Below are 13,832 nucleotides of genomic sequence, written 5' to 3'. Positions count from 1 at the left end.
GGATTATTCCACGCTCTTCACTTGCACAATATCACCGCACGGTAACACCCAGTTGCTCTGCTACATATCGCATAGCCCACATGCGTCCGGTTGGACCCAGCGTTTTGAAGAAAATATCTCCTGCATTATAGACACAGCCTTCTTGAACAGCCCTCAATGCCAACCATTCACTGGATTGCTGCAATTGTCGAAGTTGAGCGTGCGCTTCCTCCGTCGGATCGACCATTACAAATATGTGATCCGCGTCGTATAACTGCATATCGCCAGCTTTCGTCTCCACAGCCCACTGTTTTTCCGGAAAATAACGTGGCAATTGAAATCCCAGATCATCGTACAAGAGAGCGCCTGTCTGGTTATTCAATCCATACATTCGGTAGAAATGAGAGGACACCCGGATGAACATGGCACTCTGCTTCCCCCACCTCGATTGAATGCGTCCACGAAGAGCAAGGCTTAGATCAGCATGCTGTTCAATCCACTGTGCAGCCTGTTCTGTACGGCCCATAATATCCGCCATATACAGAAGTCTCTCGCCAAAATGGTTGGTGTGCTCCAGCACAGCGGTGGGTGCGATATGATGCAGAGATTCATTCGGCTCTAAACGATCACTTGTAATGATCAGATCTGGTTGGACTCGCCTCAACCCATCATAGTTCTGATTGAAGCTGTTCAGGATAAGTCCCTGATGACTGTGTGCTTGAAGCGCAGGAACAGCAACATGGCGAGCCACTCTCTGACCATAAGATAGCGCGGACACTGGCGTCATACCAAGCGTTATCACGTAATCATCCAACCCGTAATACAAAGTGGCAATGCGACTCACTTTATTTTTCATATACAACGTCGGGGCGACACCTTCGTTTTTCTTGAAGACTCTGCTGAAATAGTGCTCATCCCTGTAACCTACTTGCTCCGCAATTTCCTTGATTTTATCTGAAGAAAATAACAGCTGCTTGGCCTTCGCCATACGTTGTTTCAGGATATATTCGATCGGAGTCATGTTTAATTGCCGTTTGAACGTTCTTATAAAATGATTCACACTAAGCCCTGCCATGCGGGCCATCTGATCGACTCGAATGTCTTTCATATACTGATGCGTCATGTATTCAAGTGCACGATCCATACCTGCTACAGGTGGGCTTTCTTCTTTCACGTGAATCATTAATTGAATCAACAACTGATGTAAAAGATGTTTCCTGCGCGTCTTTTCCAGACTTGTGAAAGCGTGTTTTCCATTCACCAGGGTATCCATCATCTCCTGAATATCACGTGTGCTAGAAGGAATATGAAGCTTGCCCGTAACAGGGAAATCAAATGCCTCAGTAAGCCAAGCCTTTCGACTCAGGGTAAGTGCCACACAGGAAAATAAAATGATCTGATATCGGACAGGTGCTTCCATATCCGTCTGAAACTCAACATGCATTCCTGGCTTCAACAAAAACCACTCGTCCTGAGACACCGTATGTACAACGTTATCCATAGACAAAGATCCCTTGCCAGCAATGACCCTGCAAATAGCGAACCTTTTCCAGATCCGACGCTGAACAGCCCCCGGATTGCTAGAGTAATGGCAGACGTGGACAGCAGTGAAATAGAGTTGCTCCAGTCGTTTTATCCAATCATTTTCTTTCATGCTGACGTCCCTTCCCTGTTCGAATCGAATCCTATAATCGCCTGATTACACTCTATTTTTTAGCTCCCAATAGTAAATTCTTTATACTATCCAACTGCAACTCCAGTGAATACGGATCTTCCATGACGAACTCATCCTCTGTACCATCCAAGGAACCATAGGCGTAGACTTGTCCTTTCTGCACAGCAGGCAGACGTTTCCACACCTCGCTGTTCAGGATCTCTTTGGCATCTTCACTACCCGAACCATATAAGAAGATATGATCTCCCATATACTCAGGCAATACTTCAAGGGAGATCGTCTCGAATCCATCCTTCATATCGAGTGCTTGCTGAGTTGGAGGCAGTTTCAGCATCTCATAGATCGTGGAACTACCATAGTTCCCACCTTCTGCACCAAGTACATACAACGCTTTGTATCCTATTTGTATGATGGATACGGTCTCGCCTTCTTTAATCACACCATCAATCTGCTGCTTAGTGTCTTCGATATTCCCTTCATATGTCGTGATCCATTGCTCTGCTTCCTTCTCTTTTCCAAAAACACCAGCAATCCGGCGTAGCTTTTCCAGTGGGCCAGAAGTTTTATCGCCTTCCCAATAAGGTAAAAAGACGGTCGTTGCAATTTTTTCGTAATCCTCAATATTTTTATCAATGGAACCGATGATGAGATCCGGCTCAAGTGACACTAATTTCTCCAGATTCATTGGGAACTCTCCTCCCAAATCCTCAATACCCGCTATAACATCGGCAGCAATGCCAGACTTTTCAATCCATCCTTCGTTCAGCATAAACGTTCTTACACCAACCGGTACAATGCCCAATTTCAACAGGTACCCCATATATTGATCTGAAGCAACTCGCTGGGGATTGGCCGGGATCACCACATCTCCTCTTAATGTAGAGACCGTTCTCGTTTCTGGTTGTGCAGTCGATTTTCCTGCCTCCGCTGCTTGGTTACCCGCTTGTGTAGTAGCCGCATTGGTTTCTGTTTGTGTACCACTTGCAGACGGTGCAGGACTGGAACAGGCGGCGAGTAATAGCGTGAGACACAGCATCATGCTTAGTGCTGTCATTTTGAATTTTCCTTGCATCAGTAATTCCCCTCCAACATTCTTTTGATATTGATAATCAATATCATTATATAGAGAGAAATGTAGCGGATGAAGGGCATTTTCTTGCATCACACTGGGCAAATCTTGCTTATGGTTCAATTCCAATGCCTTTTTCGAATTACTAAACCGTGGGCTTAGTCCTTTTTTGTAACGAATTGGAGAGAGTCCTTTGATTTTTTTGAAGCTGCGACTCAGTGAATGTGCATCCGGATAGCCCACCTGCTCTGCAATCTGTTGCAACGTAGCATTCGTATGGACCAGAAGATGTGCAGCTCTCTCCATTCGGATCTGTCCAAGATATTGAATGGGACTGATGTTCAACTTTTGTTTGAACAATCTGGACAAGTGTCCCACACTGCATTCCAATGCTTCAGCCATTACATCAAGAGCTATAGGTTCATGCAGATGAGCATTCATAAATTCAATCGCCTGTGTGACCGTATCCGGTTTATATGGCTGAATGGATTGTCCATGTAAGTCTGCCAACAAAAAATATACCCATTGATAAAATAAGGTTTTAGCATGTAACTTTGCGAGTTTCGTGGACTGTTCCCACTCCCGTTTCAATTCCTCCATACATTGATACATGTCCAGCGGACGGGTTGGTACAAGTGCATATTGGTCCTGAAACGGACGTTCATGGTCCATCAGATGTTGAATTTCCATACCACAGGGCAACGCCAGAATGGCTTTGTACAAGATCATATAATATGCCACGCCCGAATCCGTCTCCATGTTTAAATACGCCTGCTTGCCCCCATGAACAATGTGGAATCCATCCACGATATATCTGTGTTGATCCATTCGTATCCGTGCACTTCCATCGATGATATATAAATAGGTGCTCGCTGGAAGTTGATAATTCTTCAGCTTCTCGCCAGGATGCAAAGCGTTTTGGCGCACATCCAGTATTTTGACAAAAACATGGTTCCACAGCCTGATGTGATCATTCAAATTCATATCCTTTATACTTACCCTCCCGTCCAAATACATCTTTATGCCTTCTCAGCTGTTGTATGAACTGCCTGTTACGTTCGCTCGTTATGTACATTTCCTTTTATTATAGACCAATTGATAATAATTCTCAATAACTTAAGCAATCGATATAAACTCATGCAGATGGACATCCTATACAGACGACAATGCTTACGTACCGGGATAATACAGGTATAATCATCCTCTTCTTCTGAACCTGTTGCAAAATGATAAAAGGCATGATATATTAATTGAGCCATCAATGATTGAGGCATCAAATATTGATACATCAATGATCGAGAGCATTCAAATAATCATTAGACAATGGCATTGTATACTGCAACTTTCATTATTGGTTAACATACGCCGTTGTTCATGATTCAGATTCACCCGGGAGGTCTAGTCATGACACGTATTGTTTCCAAAGAAGAACAGATCATCAACCTGTTGAACGTGCTGGGCAACAAAATCAGTCCCAAGTTCGAACGCTGTACCGGCATCAGTTCCTCTCGCTTTGAAATTCTGCATGAGCTGGATCAGGTCGATGAGATTAACCAATCCATGCTGCAGAAAATCATTAACATTGATAGTGCTGCGATTACACGCCACTTGAAGCAGCTTGAGGCGGACCTGATGGTTACAAGACGCAAGAACCCCGAAGATAATCGGGTAACTTTTGTTCGTCTGACGGACCACGGTCGGAAGCAGATTGAAGGCTACAAAGCAGAGAAGACCAATTTCATCAACCAGATTTTGCAGGATTTCAGTGAAGACGAAGTTCAGGCTCTCGCCGATTTCCTGGAACGTATGCAGAACAATTTCTGAACCCATATATAGAGGAGAGATCCATTTTGAGTACAATTGAAAGCAAATTCCAAAAAACCAATGATTTTAACGAAATTACCTACGGTCGCCGTTCTGTTAAGCTTTACGATCCTGAAGTGAAAATCAGCCGTGAAGAAATGACTGAAATTCTGACAGAAGCTTCCCGTGCACCATCTTCGATCAATTTGCAGCCTTGGCGTTTTCTGGTTGTAGACACGACTGAAGGTAAAGAAAAGCTTGCTCCTCTTGCGAGATTCAATCAAAATCAAGTGCTGACTTCCTCTGCAGTCATTGGCGTATTTATTGATATGAACAACGCCGAACATATGGAAGAAATTTTTGGTAAAGCTGTAGAGCTCGGTTATATGCCACAAGAAGTCAAAGATATGCAACTATCAAAAGTATTGCCTTATTATGAAAATATGCCTGCTTCCGCTATTCGCGAAGTCAACATGATCGACGCTGGACTTGCTTCCATGCAATTAATGCTTGTAGCACGTGCTCACGGTTATGATACCAACCCCATTGGTGGTTACGAAAAAGATCAAATTGCAGAAGCATTTGGTATGGACAAGGAGCGTTATCAAGCGGTTATGTTGATTTCGATCGGTAAATCGGCTAAAGAAGGTCACCCTTCCTACCGTCTGCCAGTAGATACAATCACAACTTGGGCATAATATCAGGGACGTTTTCCCTGTAAGTCATGATTATATTGGTCAATAAGCATACATTCTTAACACAATCCAACAAACACAATATGGAGGTTATTCACTATGATTATCATTCACGCACATCTGCAAGTTAAACCGGACCAAGAGCAAGCATTCCTCGCATCTGCGAAAGAACTCATTGCTGCAACACGTCAAGAAGAAGGCAACATCAGCTATGACCTGGCAAAGAGCACAGAACGCGAACAACAATACACGATGATCGAGCTGTGGAAAGATGAAGCTGCTACAGCTTCCCACAACACAAGCGCACATTTCCAAGCATTTGTACAACAAGCAGCAGCATTCATGGCCGCTCCAATGAACGTTGAAGTATTTGCTGGAGAACAAGTTAAAGCTTAATAGCTCATTGACTAGCATACGCAAATGGCATATGAAGAAGCCGCTCTTGGTCATAAGACCGAGGGCGGCTTTTTTAGTTTTCTTTTGAAAATACGTTCACTTCAGATCCGCTTTACTTGGTGTACAAATCTTTCATCAATTCGCGGTTTTTCTGAGTAAACAAATCATTGTGCGAGGAGACCATCCCGTGTGCATTCGCATCAGGTGCCACATGCAACTTCGCTCGATTCACAGCATTGGCTGCGTCCTGGAACGCACCGGCAATTAGATGAAGCTTTCCTTCATGATGCAAAATATCACCCGCAGCATATATACCCGGTACGGATGTCTCGCTGACCGGAGTTCCTGCAATCCAATGATCCTTCATATCAATCTGAATATGACTGTTGACCAGCAGTTCCTTATCACGCTCATAGCCATAGTTAATGATGACCTCATCCACTGCCAGCTCAAGTGTTGCGCCATCCTCATTGCGTTTCAGCACAACGGTCTCAATCTGTTGATGATCATCTGTAGCGACCAACTTCTCGATCGTTGTATTAAGCAGGCACTCGACCGAACTGTTGCCAAGACGAGATATTTCAGCTTCATGCCCCTTCAAAGTATCTTTCCGATACGTCAGATAGACTTGTTTGGCAATAAGTGCGAGTTCATTCGCCCAATCAATCGCCGCATTCCCTCCACCGGAAATGAGAACCGTTTTGTCTTTGAAGCGGGAGAGTGATTTGACGGTGTAATGTAGATTGGACACTTCAAAACGTTCTGCTCCTTCAATCTCCAGTTTGATTGGTTTCAGGATTCCTCCGCCGATAGCCAAGATCACGGTTTTGGAGTAATGCACCTTTGTGGAGGCTGTGTGCAGTGCAAAATACCCCTGTTCATCTTTGGATATGGACGTGATCTTTTCTCCAAGAACTACCTCTGGCTGAAATGTCAGTCCCTGATTGACGATCTGTTCGATCAACTGGGCACCGGGAACAGGTTGTAATCCTCCTACGTCCCAGATCATCTTTTCAGGATAGACATGTACCTTCCCTCCTAGATAGGGCTGGAATTCAATAATTTTCGTTTTCATCTCACGCAGTCCACTATAAAAGGCCGAAAATAAACCAGCGGGTCCTCCGCCGATAATGGTTACATCAAATACTTCACGCTCGTTCATCCTGTATGCCCTCATTTCTAAATATGTTCTGCCCAATGATGGGCCGGTTCACGTATTGGAAACATATATTAATAATGATTCTCATTATCATTAAATATGATAGCAAGGATGGGCGCTCATGCGAATACACAAATCACGAATTCCATATGTATTATTATCTAATTTAATTCAAGTACATGTTGGAATTAGTATTAATGGCTTTCTAACTGATCCGCATATGCTGAGGGTGATACACCGAATTTATTTTTAAAAACTCTGCTGAAATATAACGGATTGGGATACCCTACACTGATTGCAACATCACGGATAAGAAAATGCCCAGACTTCAACAGATCCCTTGCCCTCTCCATCCGATGATGGATGACATAATCAATGGGTCGAAATCCCGTATACTTGTGAAAAAAATAGGAAAACTGCTTCGAATTCATGCCATGTGTCTCTGCTAACTCGTCCAGTGTTAGTGGATTCATGTAATTGACATTAATGTAGGACAGAGCTTCCTCAATGACCTGTTCACTTGGAGAAGTTACATTTTCCCGCTGCCTATACCCCATTAGAACCTCGACCATGATACTCAGAAATAGTTGCTTCACTCGAAGCTTTTCCATTCCCCCCGGATGATAAGCATGTTCTTGCAACATCGCCAATAATTCTACGATCCTCGGATTGACTGCCTGATCCATTTTGAAATGGACCTTCAATGCATTGTGGACGTCTTGTTTTTTTTCCTCATTCATCTTGTCCGCCCCATAGAATACAGCGTAGTATTCATACTCGGTTTCGCTGATCACTCGGGAATCCATCTTCATACCTGGAGCCGCATGAAACACGGACCCGGATTGTAGTTCGTATATCGTTCCATTGACCGTCATTCGTGCTTCTCCACGCATTACAAAAAGAAACCCGTACTTCAGAGTTTTAAATTCACGCAGTATACTTCTGGGCTGGATCACCAATCGGTTGACCTCATGTATCTCATAATGACTGCTTGCAAATGTGTTGGCTAATTGATCTACATCAATCATGGCGTGTACCTGCTCTCTATATCAATGACTTGATTTCATTTTCGGTTTTGGCATTTATACTAACATACATAGCAAAAAACACGCCAATTAAGGCGTGTTTCTTCACTCATTGAATAGGAATTGAACAGGTTACAATGGATTATACTCTCCGAGCCGGCGTGATGCTTTGCGGATTGTTGAACACATTTTTCGGATCATACTTGGCTTTGACTCTCCGCAGTCTGGCATAGTTGGCTCCATAGTACACTGGACCGGAATTCTTGATCCCTTGGTCTGGAACATTGATATAGGAACCCACAATGTATGGTTGCAATTTCTTGCGAGTATTACGAGCGAGTGCGATATTTTTGGCGGCATGGGATGATTTGAGCCACGTACTGGTCCATTCCACATAGAACTTCTCTTTACGCCAGAAGAAGGCGGTTGATCTAGGTGATTTGCGACTTACTGCTCCGCCCCAGTTGAGGAAATAGAACCCGCCTGGCCCCTCTTCCAAGTTCTCCAAAAATGCGCGCATCGATTTAATGGCTTTGTCGGGGAATGGTTTTCGTCCAAATCCGGACGAGAACTGGTTACTGAACTTCTGAGTCTCGATCGGATCAGGAAGCAATAAGAATTTTACAACTTCCGTATAAGGTAACAAACGAACAATGGAGCTCGTCGGTGTGCCAACACTCGTAATCGGCTGCAATAGACGGAGAGCCTCTGTTTTTGACCCTAAGAACAGTCCCTCCATGACAACATTGCCGCCCTTTTTCGGTCCGATGGATAATTCGCTACCCAATCTTGTATCCACAGCGGGCGCCCATTTCTGCCATACTTTGAGCACCTTTTCGAATTGAGCCCATGGCCAGGTAATCTTAAATACAGTCGCCTTCGCTGGAGCACGGCGCACTTTGAATTTGTAACGGGTGTATACTCCGAAGTTACCACCGCCCCCTCCTCGTGAGGCCCAAAAGAGATCTGCATTGCGATTTTTATTGGCCCGAATCACTTTTCCGTTGGCATCCACCATCTCTACCTCAAGCAGGTTATCACTGATAAGACCGATGGTACGCTGGAGAGGCCCAATTCCCCCACCTAATGTAATTCCACCGATCCCTACGGTAGGGCTATCACCAAAAGGAGCTATGAATCCTTGCTTCGCGAGGGTATTCGCAATTCTTCCCACTCGGTTTCCTGTTCCAACAACAGCAGTTCCATTTTTTTTATCAAGCTTGATGGAATTCAAATCACTCACATCAATGACAATTCCGCCGTTAACCTGTGAAAGATTGACCTCAAGCGCATGTCTGCCACTACGCGGCCTGATCGGTACATTGTTTTCACGAGCCCATTTGATGGCATTGGAGACATCTTTCGTTTTCTGAGCAAATACAAAGACTTTAGGATATTTGTCGGTATGCGGGTCCCAGTTTTTACGCGCCGCTTCATATCCCGGATCTCCTTTATAAATAACCCGTCCGGTTAGCTTTGTTGATGATTTCACACGTCCCACTCCCTATTGATCAAATGTTCTACAGTATTTCAACACAAGGCACTTTATACTGTATGAAGGGCATTCGCGGAGGGAATGGGCGAATGTGTGAAAATAATTTTACTTTTAAAATTGAAACCTAGGGTAGCCCGAAACCGTGTACCTATCGTATCCTTCCAGTTGAAGCAACTTTTCTTTCATCTTTAATCCACCACTATAACCAGTCAATGTTCCATTCTTGCCTATGACACGATGGCATGGAATGACAATCGGAATCGGATTCGCTCCATTGGCGGTGCCGACTGCACGTATGGCATTGGGATGATCGATCATCTTCGCGACCTCCAAATAACTGCGAATCTGCCCATATGGAATCGTCATTAACGCTTGCCACACTGATATCTGAAATTTCGTCCCCTGTAGATCAAGAGGAATATCGAATGCCTTACTTTTCCCCTCACAATACCATTGCAACTGTTCCACATATGGACAAAGCCTGTTCTGATCTTCAACTAGATTTGCATGAGCAAACTTCTTGGTGACCCATTCCTTCATATTCATATGGGTATCATTCGGCATAGATATCAGGCATAATCCTCGCTCCGTTGCAGCTACATTCACCGGTAAGTCGTTGAACAGGCTGTGTGTAAAGGTTGTCCAGTAGATTTCAGTATGAATTGACTTCATTCTCTTACCATCCGGTAGCTATTGGAGTTGTACCTGTATGTGTCGGAAATAGCGGCAACACTTCCTCCGCCAACTCCTGAATCACCTCGGCGGGTGGCCGACTCGAAAATTGAATGCCAAGTGCAGCGTGATTAACGCCGACTGCTCGCCATTCCTCCAATAGCTGAATCAGACCTGCACGTCCTGTACGTAATATGTACCCGCCACGAAGCGGTGTTCGAGGATAATTGACATCTTCCACAAGATCAATCCATTCGTTCGTCATATGCGGCTTGAACATGCCATTAGGTATTTTTTCACGCCATGCATTGATCTTACGTCCAAGCATGCGAGGACCGGAATCATTGGCCGTCGCTTCAGGATAGGTAAGCCAACCATCACTGTGCTCTGCGATCCAATCCAAGGATTGCCTGCTTGAACCTGTCACAACAAGTGGTATACCACCTGTTGCAGGCTTAGGTAACAAATCAAGCCCACTCATTTGACCAAGCGAAGATTGAATCGTGGGACTGTTATGCTGAACCAGTTCACGAAAGAATTTTACGGTATCACGAAAACGCTCATCCCGATGATCCACATGTAATCCATATGCCGGAAACTCAGCAGGACGATCACCTGATGCAATGCCTAGTACAAGTCGTCCGCCCGAAAGTATATCAATGGAAGCGGCTGCCTTGGCTAAATCAATCGGATGGCGAAGCGTGAAAATGGCACTTCCTGTTACCAGGGATACATTTTTGGTTCTTGCAGCAAGGTAGGCCAGATAAACAAATGGATCGAATACCTGCCCGGCATCTCGGAATCCAGGATCAAATAGCGGAACATCACGCACCCACACGGATGCAAAATGTTGTTGATCGATTATATCTACCAGGTCAGCCTGACCCTTCAGAACATCCATGTTACCCGTATAAAATCTAAGCGGTAGAAATAGGCCTATTGTCAATTGATCAGGGGCAAACATACGCCGGAAACCGGGATGATTATGAAATGCACCCACATTCAGTGCGGATTGTTGACCTCTCTCCATTTGTCCAATGGAGTCTGTTTTTTTATCCAATTCAAGTCTCCTCCTAAAGCAATGGTGATCCCCGTCATGGAGTGCTGTTCCCACCCAGACAGGACGTGATATAATTGTAATCGTCCATTGACCCCATAAGTAGTTACAAAACTAAACTATATTATAGGGTCAGTTGACAAAACCAATAGGAGGTTATAGATGATCGATTTAACCTTATTGCTGAAGAGAGAGTCCGAAGAAGCGTTATACACCCAGCTATATCAATATATTAAGAAAGAAATTATGAACGGAAAGTTGCCAGCCCAGACACGGCTTCCATCCATTCGATCCCTGTCTGCACACTTACACATTAGCCGTAACACCGTTGATTTGGCCTATCAGCAGTTATTGGCAGAAGGCTATGTGCTAAGCAAACCAAGAAGTGGCTTATACGTTATGGATCTGCAATTGGATTCCTTATCCTCATCGCCTCATGTTGGTAAACAAGGATCGGAAAGTCAATCACTGGCTCATCCAACGATCCCGTACGATTTTCGATATGGTGATGTGGATGCTGAGCATTTTCCACTTGCCACTTGGCGTAAATTATCCAATCTAAGCTTACAACAGAACCATCAGGCCTTATTTTCTTATGGTGATCCTCTCGGAGAACCTGGCCTTCGAATGGAAATTGCCAAGTACCTGCACGGGTCAAGAGGCGTGAATTGTTCACCAGATCAAATTATGATAGGTGCTGGCATTCAATATTTACTTGCCGTGTTATCTGGATTATTAGGACCCGATAACCACAGTATAGCGATGGAAGAGCCTGGCTATGACGGTGCTCGGACGATTTTTCAACATCATGGTCTACAACTTCGTCCGATTCCGCTGGAAACGGATGGGCTTCATATTCAGCAGCTTTATGAGAGTCAGTCCCGCATCGTGTATATTACACCGTCTCATCAATTCCCCTATGGCATGGTCATGCCCCTCCACAAGAGAATGCAATTACTGAAATGGGCAGCAGACCAGAATGGCATTATTATCGAGGACGATTACGATAGCGAGTTCAGATATGTCGGTAAGCCGATACCTTCCTTGCAGAGTCTGGATAGCCATCAACATACAGTGTACCTGGGGACTTTCTCAAAATGCCTGCTTCCTTCATTACGTATTGCTTATATGGTTCTGCCTAAAAACTTGCTGGAGCTTCATAATAAGCATAACTACCGCCTGTATGATCAGACCGTTTCACGTTTTCATCAGAATACCTTGGAACTTTTTATGAGAAATGGACATTGGGAAGCCCACATTCGCAAAATGCGCAAAGTATACCGACAAAAGCAATCCACACTAATCTCAACGATTCAGCAGTTGATGGGTTCTAACGTGACAATCATTGGTGAGGATGCAGGACTTCACATTTTGCTGCGTGTACATAATGGAATGCATGAGCAGCAATTGATTGCCACTGCTGAAAAGGAAGGTACCCAAGTCTATCCTGTATCGCCCTTCTGGGCACAACAAGCTCAGGCTGAGCAATCCATGGTTCAGATCGGTTTTGGCGGTTTGAGTATGAAGGATATTCAAGAGGGCGTACATTCACTTCATCGTGCTTGGTTTGGAGATGGTGAATGATAAGGTTACATTGAGTCTTTCGCGGTAATTAGATGAATTGAAGGCTAGTCTGGCAACGTATCATGGATAATTTAAGTGCAAAACAAAAAAACACGCCATTAAAGGCGTGTTTTTTTACTGCTATATGGAGCCTAGGGGGATCGAACCCCTGACCTCATCGCTGCCAGCGATGCGCTCTCCCAGCTGAGCTAAGGCCCCAGGATATGAAATGAATAGCTTGTCCAGCACTGCTACGTTCCGCAGGCGACTCCTATATCATATAAAATCCAGCTTTCGCTGTCAATCACTTTTTGAAGCTCCAAAGTGATTGGAGAAGAACAACCGATTTCACTGGCACATACGGACTGGAACCCCAGACTGCTCTTCTCCCCTTACCCACTTCACTAATCCTCCAGATTGTCTTTGGACAACAGGGATTTTAGTTCTTTCATGAACATATTGATATCCTTAAACTGGCGATACACGGAAGCAAAGCGCACATACGCCACTTCATCGACTGGAAACAGCTGCTCCATCAATAGCTCACCAATCTGGCGACTCTCGACCTCAGCATCGGCTGTATTACGCAAAGACTTCTCTACCTCAGATACCATCATCTCCAGCGTCTCTACAGAGACTGGGCGTTTCTCACAGGCACGAATAAGCCCACGGAGAATCTTGTCCCGGCTGAACTCTTCCCGACTGCCATCCTTCTTAATAACGATCAATGGTGTTTCCTCAATCATCTCAAACGTTGTAAATCTTCTGGCGCACTGCTCACATTCACGACGGCGACGAATCGACTTTGATTCATTAGCCGGCCTTGAATCAAGGACTTTGGTGCCCAGAAAAGCGCAATAAGGACATTTCAAATCAGATCACTTCCCACGTTTTACTTTTTACCACATATTCCCTGTACTCATTTTGTAATGAAAAACGCATTGCCGACACATAATACTTTTACCAACCCGCGAGGAGGTGAACAGCAATGGCACAAAGCAACGGTAACTCCAACAACTTGGTGGTAACTAAAGCTTCCGCAGCCCTCGAACAACTGAAATATGAAGTTGCTCAAGAACTCGGAATCAGCATCCCACAAGACGGATACCAAGGTAACATGACTTCTTACGAGAACGGTTCGATCGGTGGATACATCACGAAGCGTCTGGTAACAATTGCAGAACAGCAATTGGCAGGTCAATACCAATAATATCTGCATCGTAATACGCTACACAGAGGAGCAT

At 44.6% G+C, this 13,832-nt stretch carries 13 protein-coding genes and 1 tRNA gene; 5 read left to right on the top strand and 9 right to left on the bottom strand.

Annotated features, from left to right (window positions below):
• Positions 1-31 precede the first annotated feature (31 nt).
• Together NYE45_RS09505 and NYE45_RS09500 are read right to left on the bottom strand one after the other, a co-directional pair.
• Complete coding sequence (locus NYE45_RS09505; RefSeq protein WP_340016484.1) at positions 32-1,633, bottom strand: helix-turn-helix domain-containing protein; 1,602 nt, start codon at positions 1,631-1,633, stop codon at positions 32-34.
• A 52-nt stretch (positions 1,634-1,685) separates the two neighbouring features.
• A complete protein-coding gene (locus tag NYE45_RS09500) occupies positions 1,686-3,551 on the bottom strand; it encodes an AraC family transcriptional regulator (RefSeq protein WP_340016483.1) in 1,866 nt (621 codons plus the stop codon).
• A gap of 576 nt (positions 3,552-4,127) precedes the next feature.
• Here NYE45_RS09500 and NYE45_RS09495 point away from each other — a divergent pair.
• The 3 genes from NYE45_RS09495 (at position 4,128) to NYE45_RS09485 (ending at position 5,617) form a co-directional block, all read left to right on the top strand.
• Positions 4,128-4,547, top strand: a complete 420-nt coding sequence (locus tag NYE45_RS09495; protein ID WP_253433129.1) for a MarR family transcriptional regulator — start codon at positions 4,128-4,130, stop codon at positions 4,545-4,547.
• A 23-nt stretch (positions 4,548-4,570) separates the two neighbouring features.
• Positions 4,571-5,224 (top strand): nitroreductase family protein, encoded by a 654-nt coding sequence (locus tag NYE45_RS09490; protein WP_340017344.1) that lies wholly within the window; start codon positions 4,571-4,573, stop codon positions 5,222-5,224.
• A 96-nt stretch (positions 5,225-5,320) separates the two neighbouring features.
• The gene (locus tag NYE45_RS09485) at positions 5,321-5,617 is read left to right on the top strand and encodes a putative quinol monooxygenase (protein ID WP_253507171.1); all 297 of its coding nucleotides are present in this window, start codon (positions 5,321-5,323) and stop codon (positions 5,615-5,617) included.
• 112 nt (positions 5,618-5,729) lie between these two features.
• Here the strand turns inward: NYE45_RS09485 and NYE45_RS09480 are convergent, their stop codons facing one another.
• The 5 genes from NYE45_RS09480 to NYE45_RS09460 form a co-directional block, all read right to left on the bottom strand.
• Positions 5,730-6,779 carry an NAD(P)/FAD-dependent oxidoreductase gene (locus NYE45_RS09480; protein WP_340016482.1) on the bottom strand — a complete coding sequence of 350 codons (1,050 nt, stop codon included), beginning with the start codon at positions 6,777-6,779 and terminating at the stop codon, positions 5,730-5,732.
• 191 nt (positions 6,780-6,970) lie between these two features.
• On the bottom strand, positions 6,971-7,804 hold the full coding sequence (locus tag NYE45_RS09475; protein ID WP_340016481.1) for a helix-turn-helix domain-containing protein: 834 nt from the start codon (positions 7,802-7,804) through the stop codon (positions 6,971-6,973).
• 139 nt (positions 7,805-7,943) lie between these two features.
• Positions 7,944-9,293, bottom strand: a complete 1,350-nt coding sequence (locus tag NYE45_RS09470) for an FAD-binding oxidoreductase (protein ID WP_340016480.1) — start codon at positions 9,291-9,293, stop codon at positions 7,944-7,946.
• Between the two features lie 114 nt (positions 9,294-9,407).
• The gene (locus tag NYE45_RS09465; RefSeq protein WP_340016479.1) at positions 9,408-9,968 is read right to left on the bottom strand and encodes a methylated-DNA--[protein]-cysteine S-methyltransferase; all 561 of its coding nucleotides are present in this window, start codon (positions 9,966-9,968) and stop codon (positions 9,408-9,410) included.
• Positions 9,969-9,972: 4 nt separating this feature from the next.
• Positions 9,973-11,028 (bottom strand): LLM class oxidoreductase, encoded by a 1,056-nt coding sequence (locus NYE45_RS09460; RefSeq protein ID WP_340016478.1) that lies wholly within the window; start codon positions 11,026-11,028, stop codon positions 9,973-9,975.
• Between the two features lie 159 nt (positions 11,029-11,187).
• On the opposite strand from NYE45_RS09460, the gene NYE45_RS09455 reads away from it, so the two are divergent.
• Entirely contained in the window at positions 11,188-12,609 is a 1,422-nt protein-coding gene (locus NYE45_RS09455; protein ID WP_340016477.1) for a PLP-dependent aminotransferase family protein, read from the top strand.
• A 125-nt stretch (positions 12,610-12,734) separates the two neighbouring features.
• Here the strand turns inward: NYE45_RS09455 and NYE45_RS09450 are convergent.
• A tRNA-Ala gene (locus tag NYE45_RS09450) sits at positions 12,735-12,807 on the bottom strand.
• A gap of 185 nt (positions 12,808-12,992) precedes the next feature.
• Positions 12,993-13,460 carry a transcriptional regulator NrdR gene (gene nrdR / locus NYE45_RS09445; protein WP_062833564.1) on the bottom strand — a complete coding sequence of 156 codons (468 nt, stop codon included), beginning with the start codon at positions 13,458-13,460 and terminating at the stop codon, positions 12,993-12,995.
• Between the two features lie 116 nt (positions 13,461-13,576).
• Between nrdR and NYE45_RS09440 the strand changes: the two genes are divergently transcribed.
• Positions 13,577-13,798 (top strand): alpha/beta-type small acid-soluble spore protein, encoded by a 222-nt coding sequence (locus NYE45_RS09440; protein ID WP_053783555.1) that lies wholly within the window; start codon positions 13,577-13,579, stop codon positions 13,796-13,798.
• Positions 13,799-13,832 lie beyond the last annotated feature (34 nt).

Origin of the sequence: Paenibacillus sp. FSL K6-1318 (assembly GCF_037976905.1) — a bacterium.
Lineage (GTDB): Bacteria > Bacillota > Bacilli > Paenibacillales > Paenibacillaceae > Paenibacillus > Paenibacillus amylolyticus_A.
This window is presented reverse-complemented; position numbering and strand designations above follow the sequence as displayed.

Bases quoted from the DNA above. Each gene is read 5' to 3' on its own strand.
- NYE45_RS09465 (WP_340016479.1), bottom strand. From the start codon at position 9,968: ATGAAGTCAATTCATACTGAAATCTACTGGACAACCTTTACACACAGC.
- NYE45_RS09475 (WP_340016481.1), bottom strand. From the start codon at position 7,804: ATGATTGATGTAGATCAATTAGCCAACACATTTGCAAGCAGTCATTAT.
- NYE45_RS09440 (WP_053783555.1), top strand. From the start codon at position 13,577: ATGGCACAAAGCAACGGTAACTCCAACAACTTGGTGGTAACTAAAGCT.
- NYE45_RS09495 (WP_253433129.1), top strand. From the start codon at position 4,128: ATGACACGTATTGTTTCCAAAGAAGAACAGATCATCAACCTGTTGAAC.
- NYE45_RS09505 (WP_340016484.1), bottom strand. From the start codon at position 1,633: ATGAAAGAAAATGATTGGATAAAACGACTGGAGCAACTCTATTTCACT.
- NYE45_RS09500 (WP_340016483.1), bottom strand. From the start codon at position 3,551: ATGGATCAACACAGATATATCGTGGATGGATTCCACATTGTTCATGGG.
- NYE45_RS09485 (WP_253507171.1), top strand. From the start codon at position 5,321: ATGATTATCATTCACGCACATCTGCAAGTTAAACCGGACCAAGAGCAA.
- NYE45_RS09480 (WP_340016482.1), bottom strand. From the start codon at position 6,779: ATGAACGAGCGTGAAGTATTTGATGTAACCATTATCGGCGGAGGACCC.
- NYE45_RS09455 (WP_340016477.1), top strand. From the start codon at position 11,188: ATGATCGATTTAACCTTATTGCTGAAGAGAGAGTCCGAAGAAGCGTTA.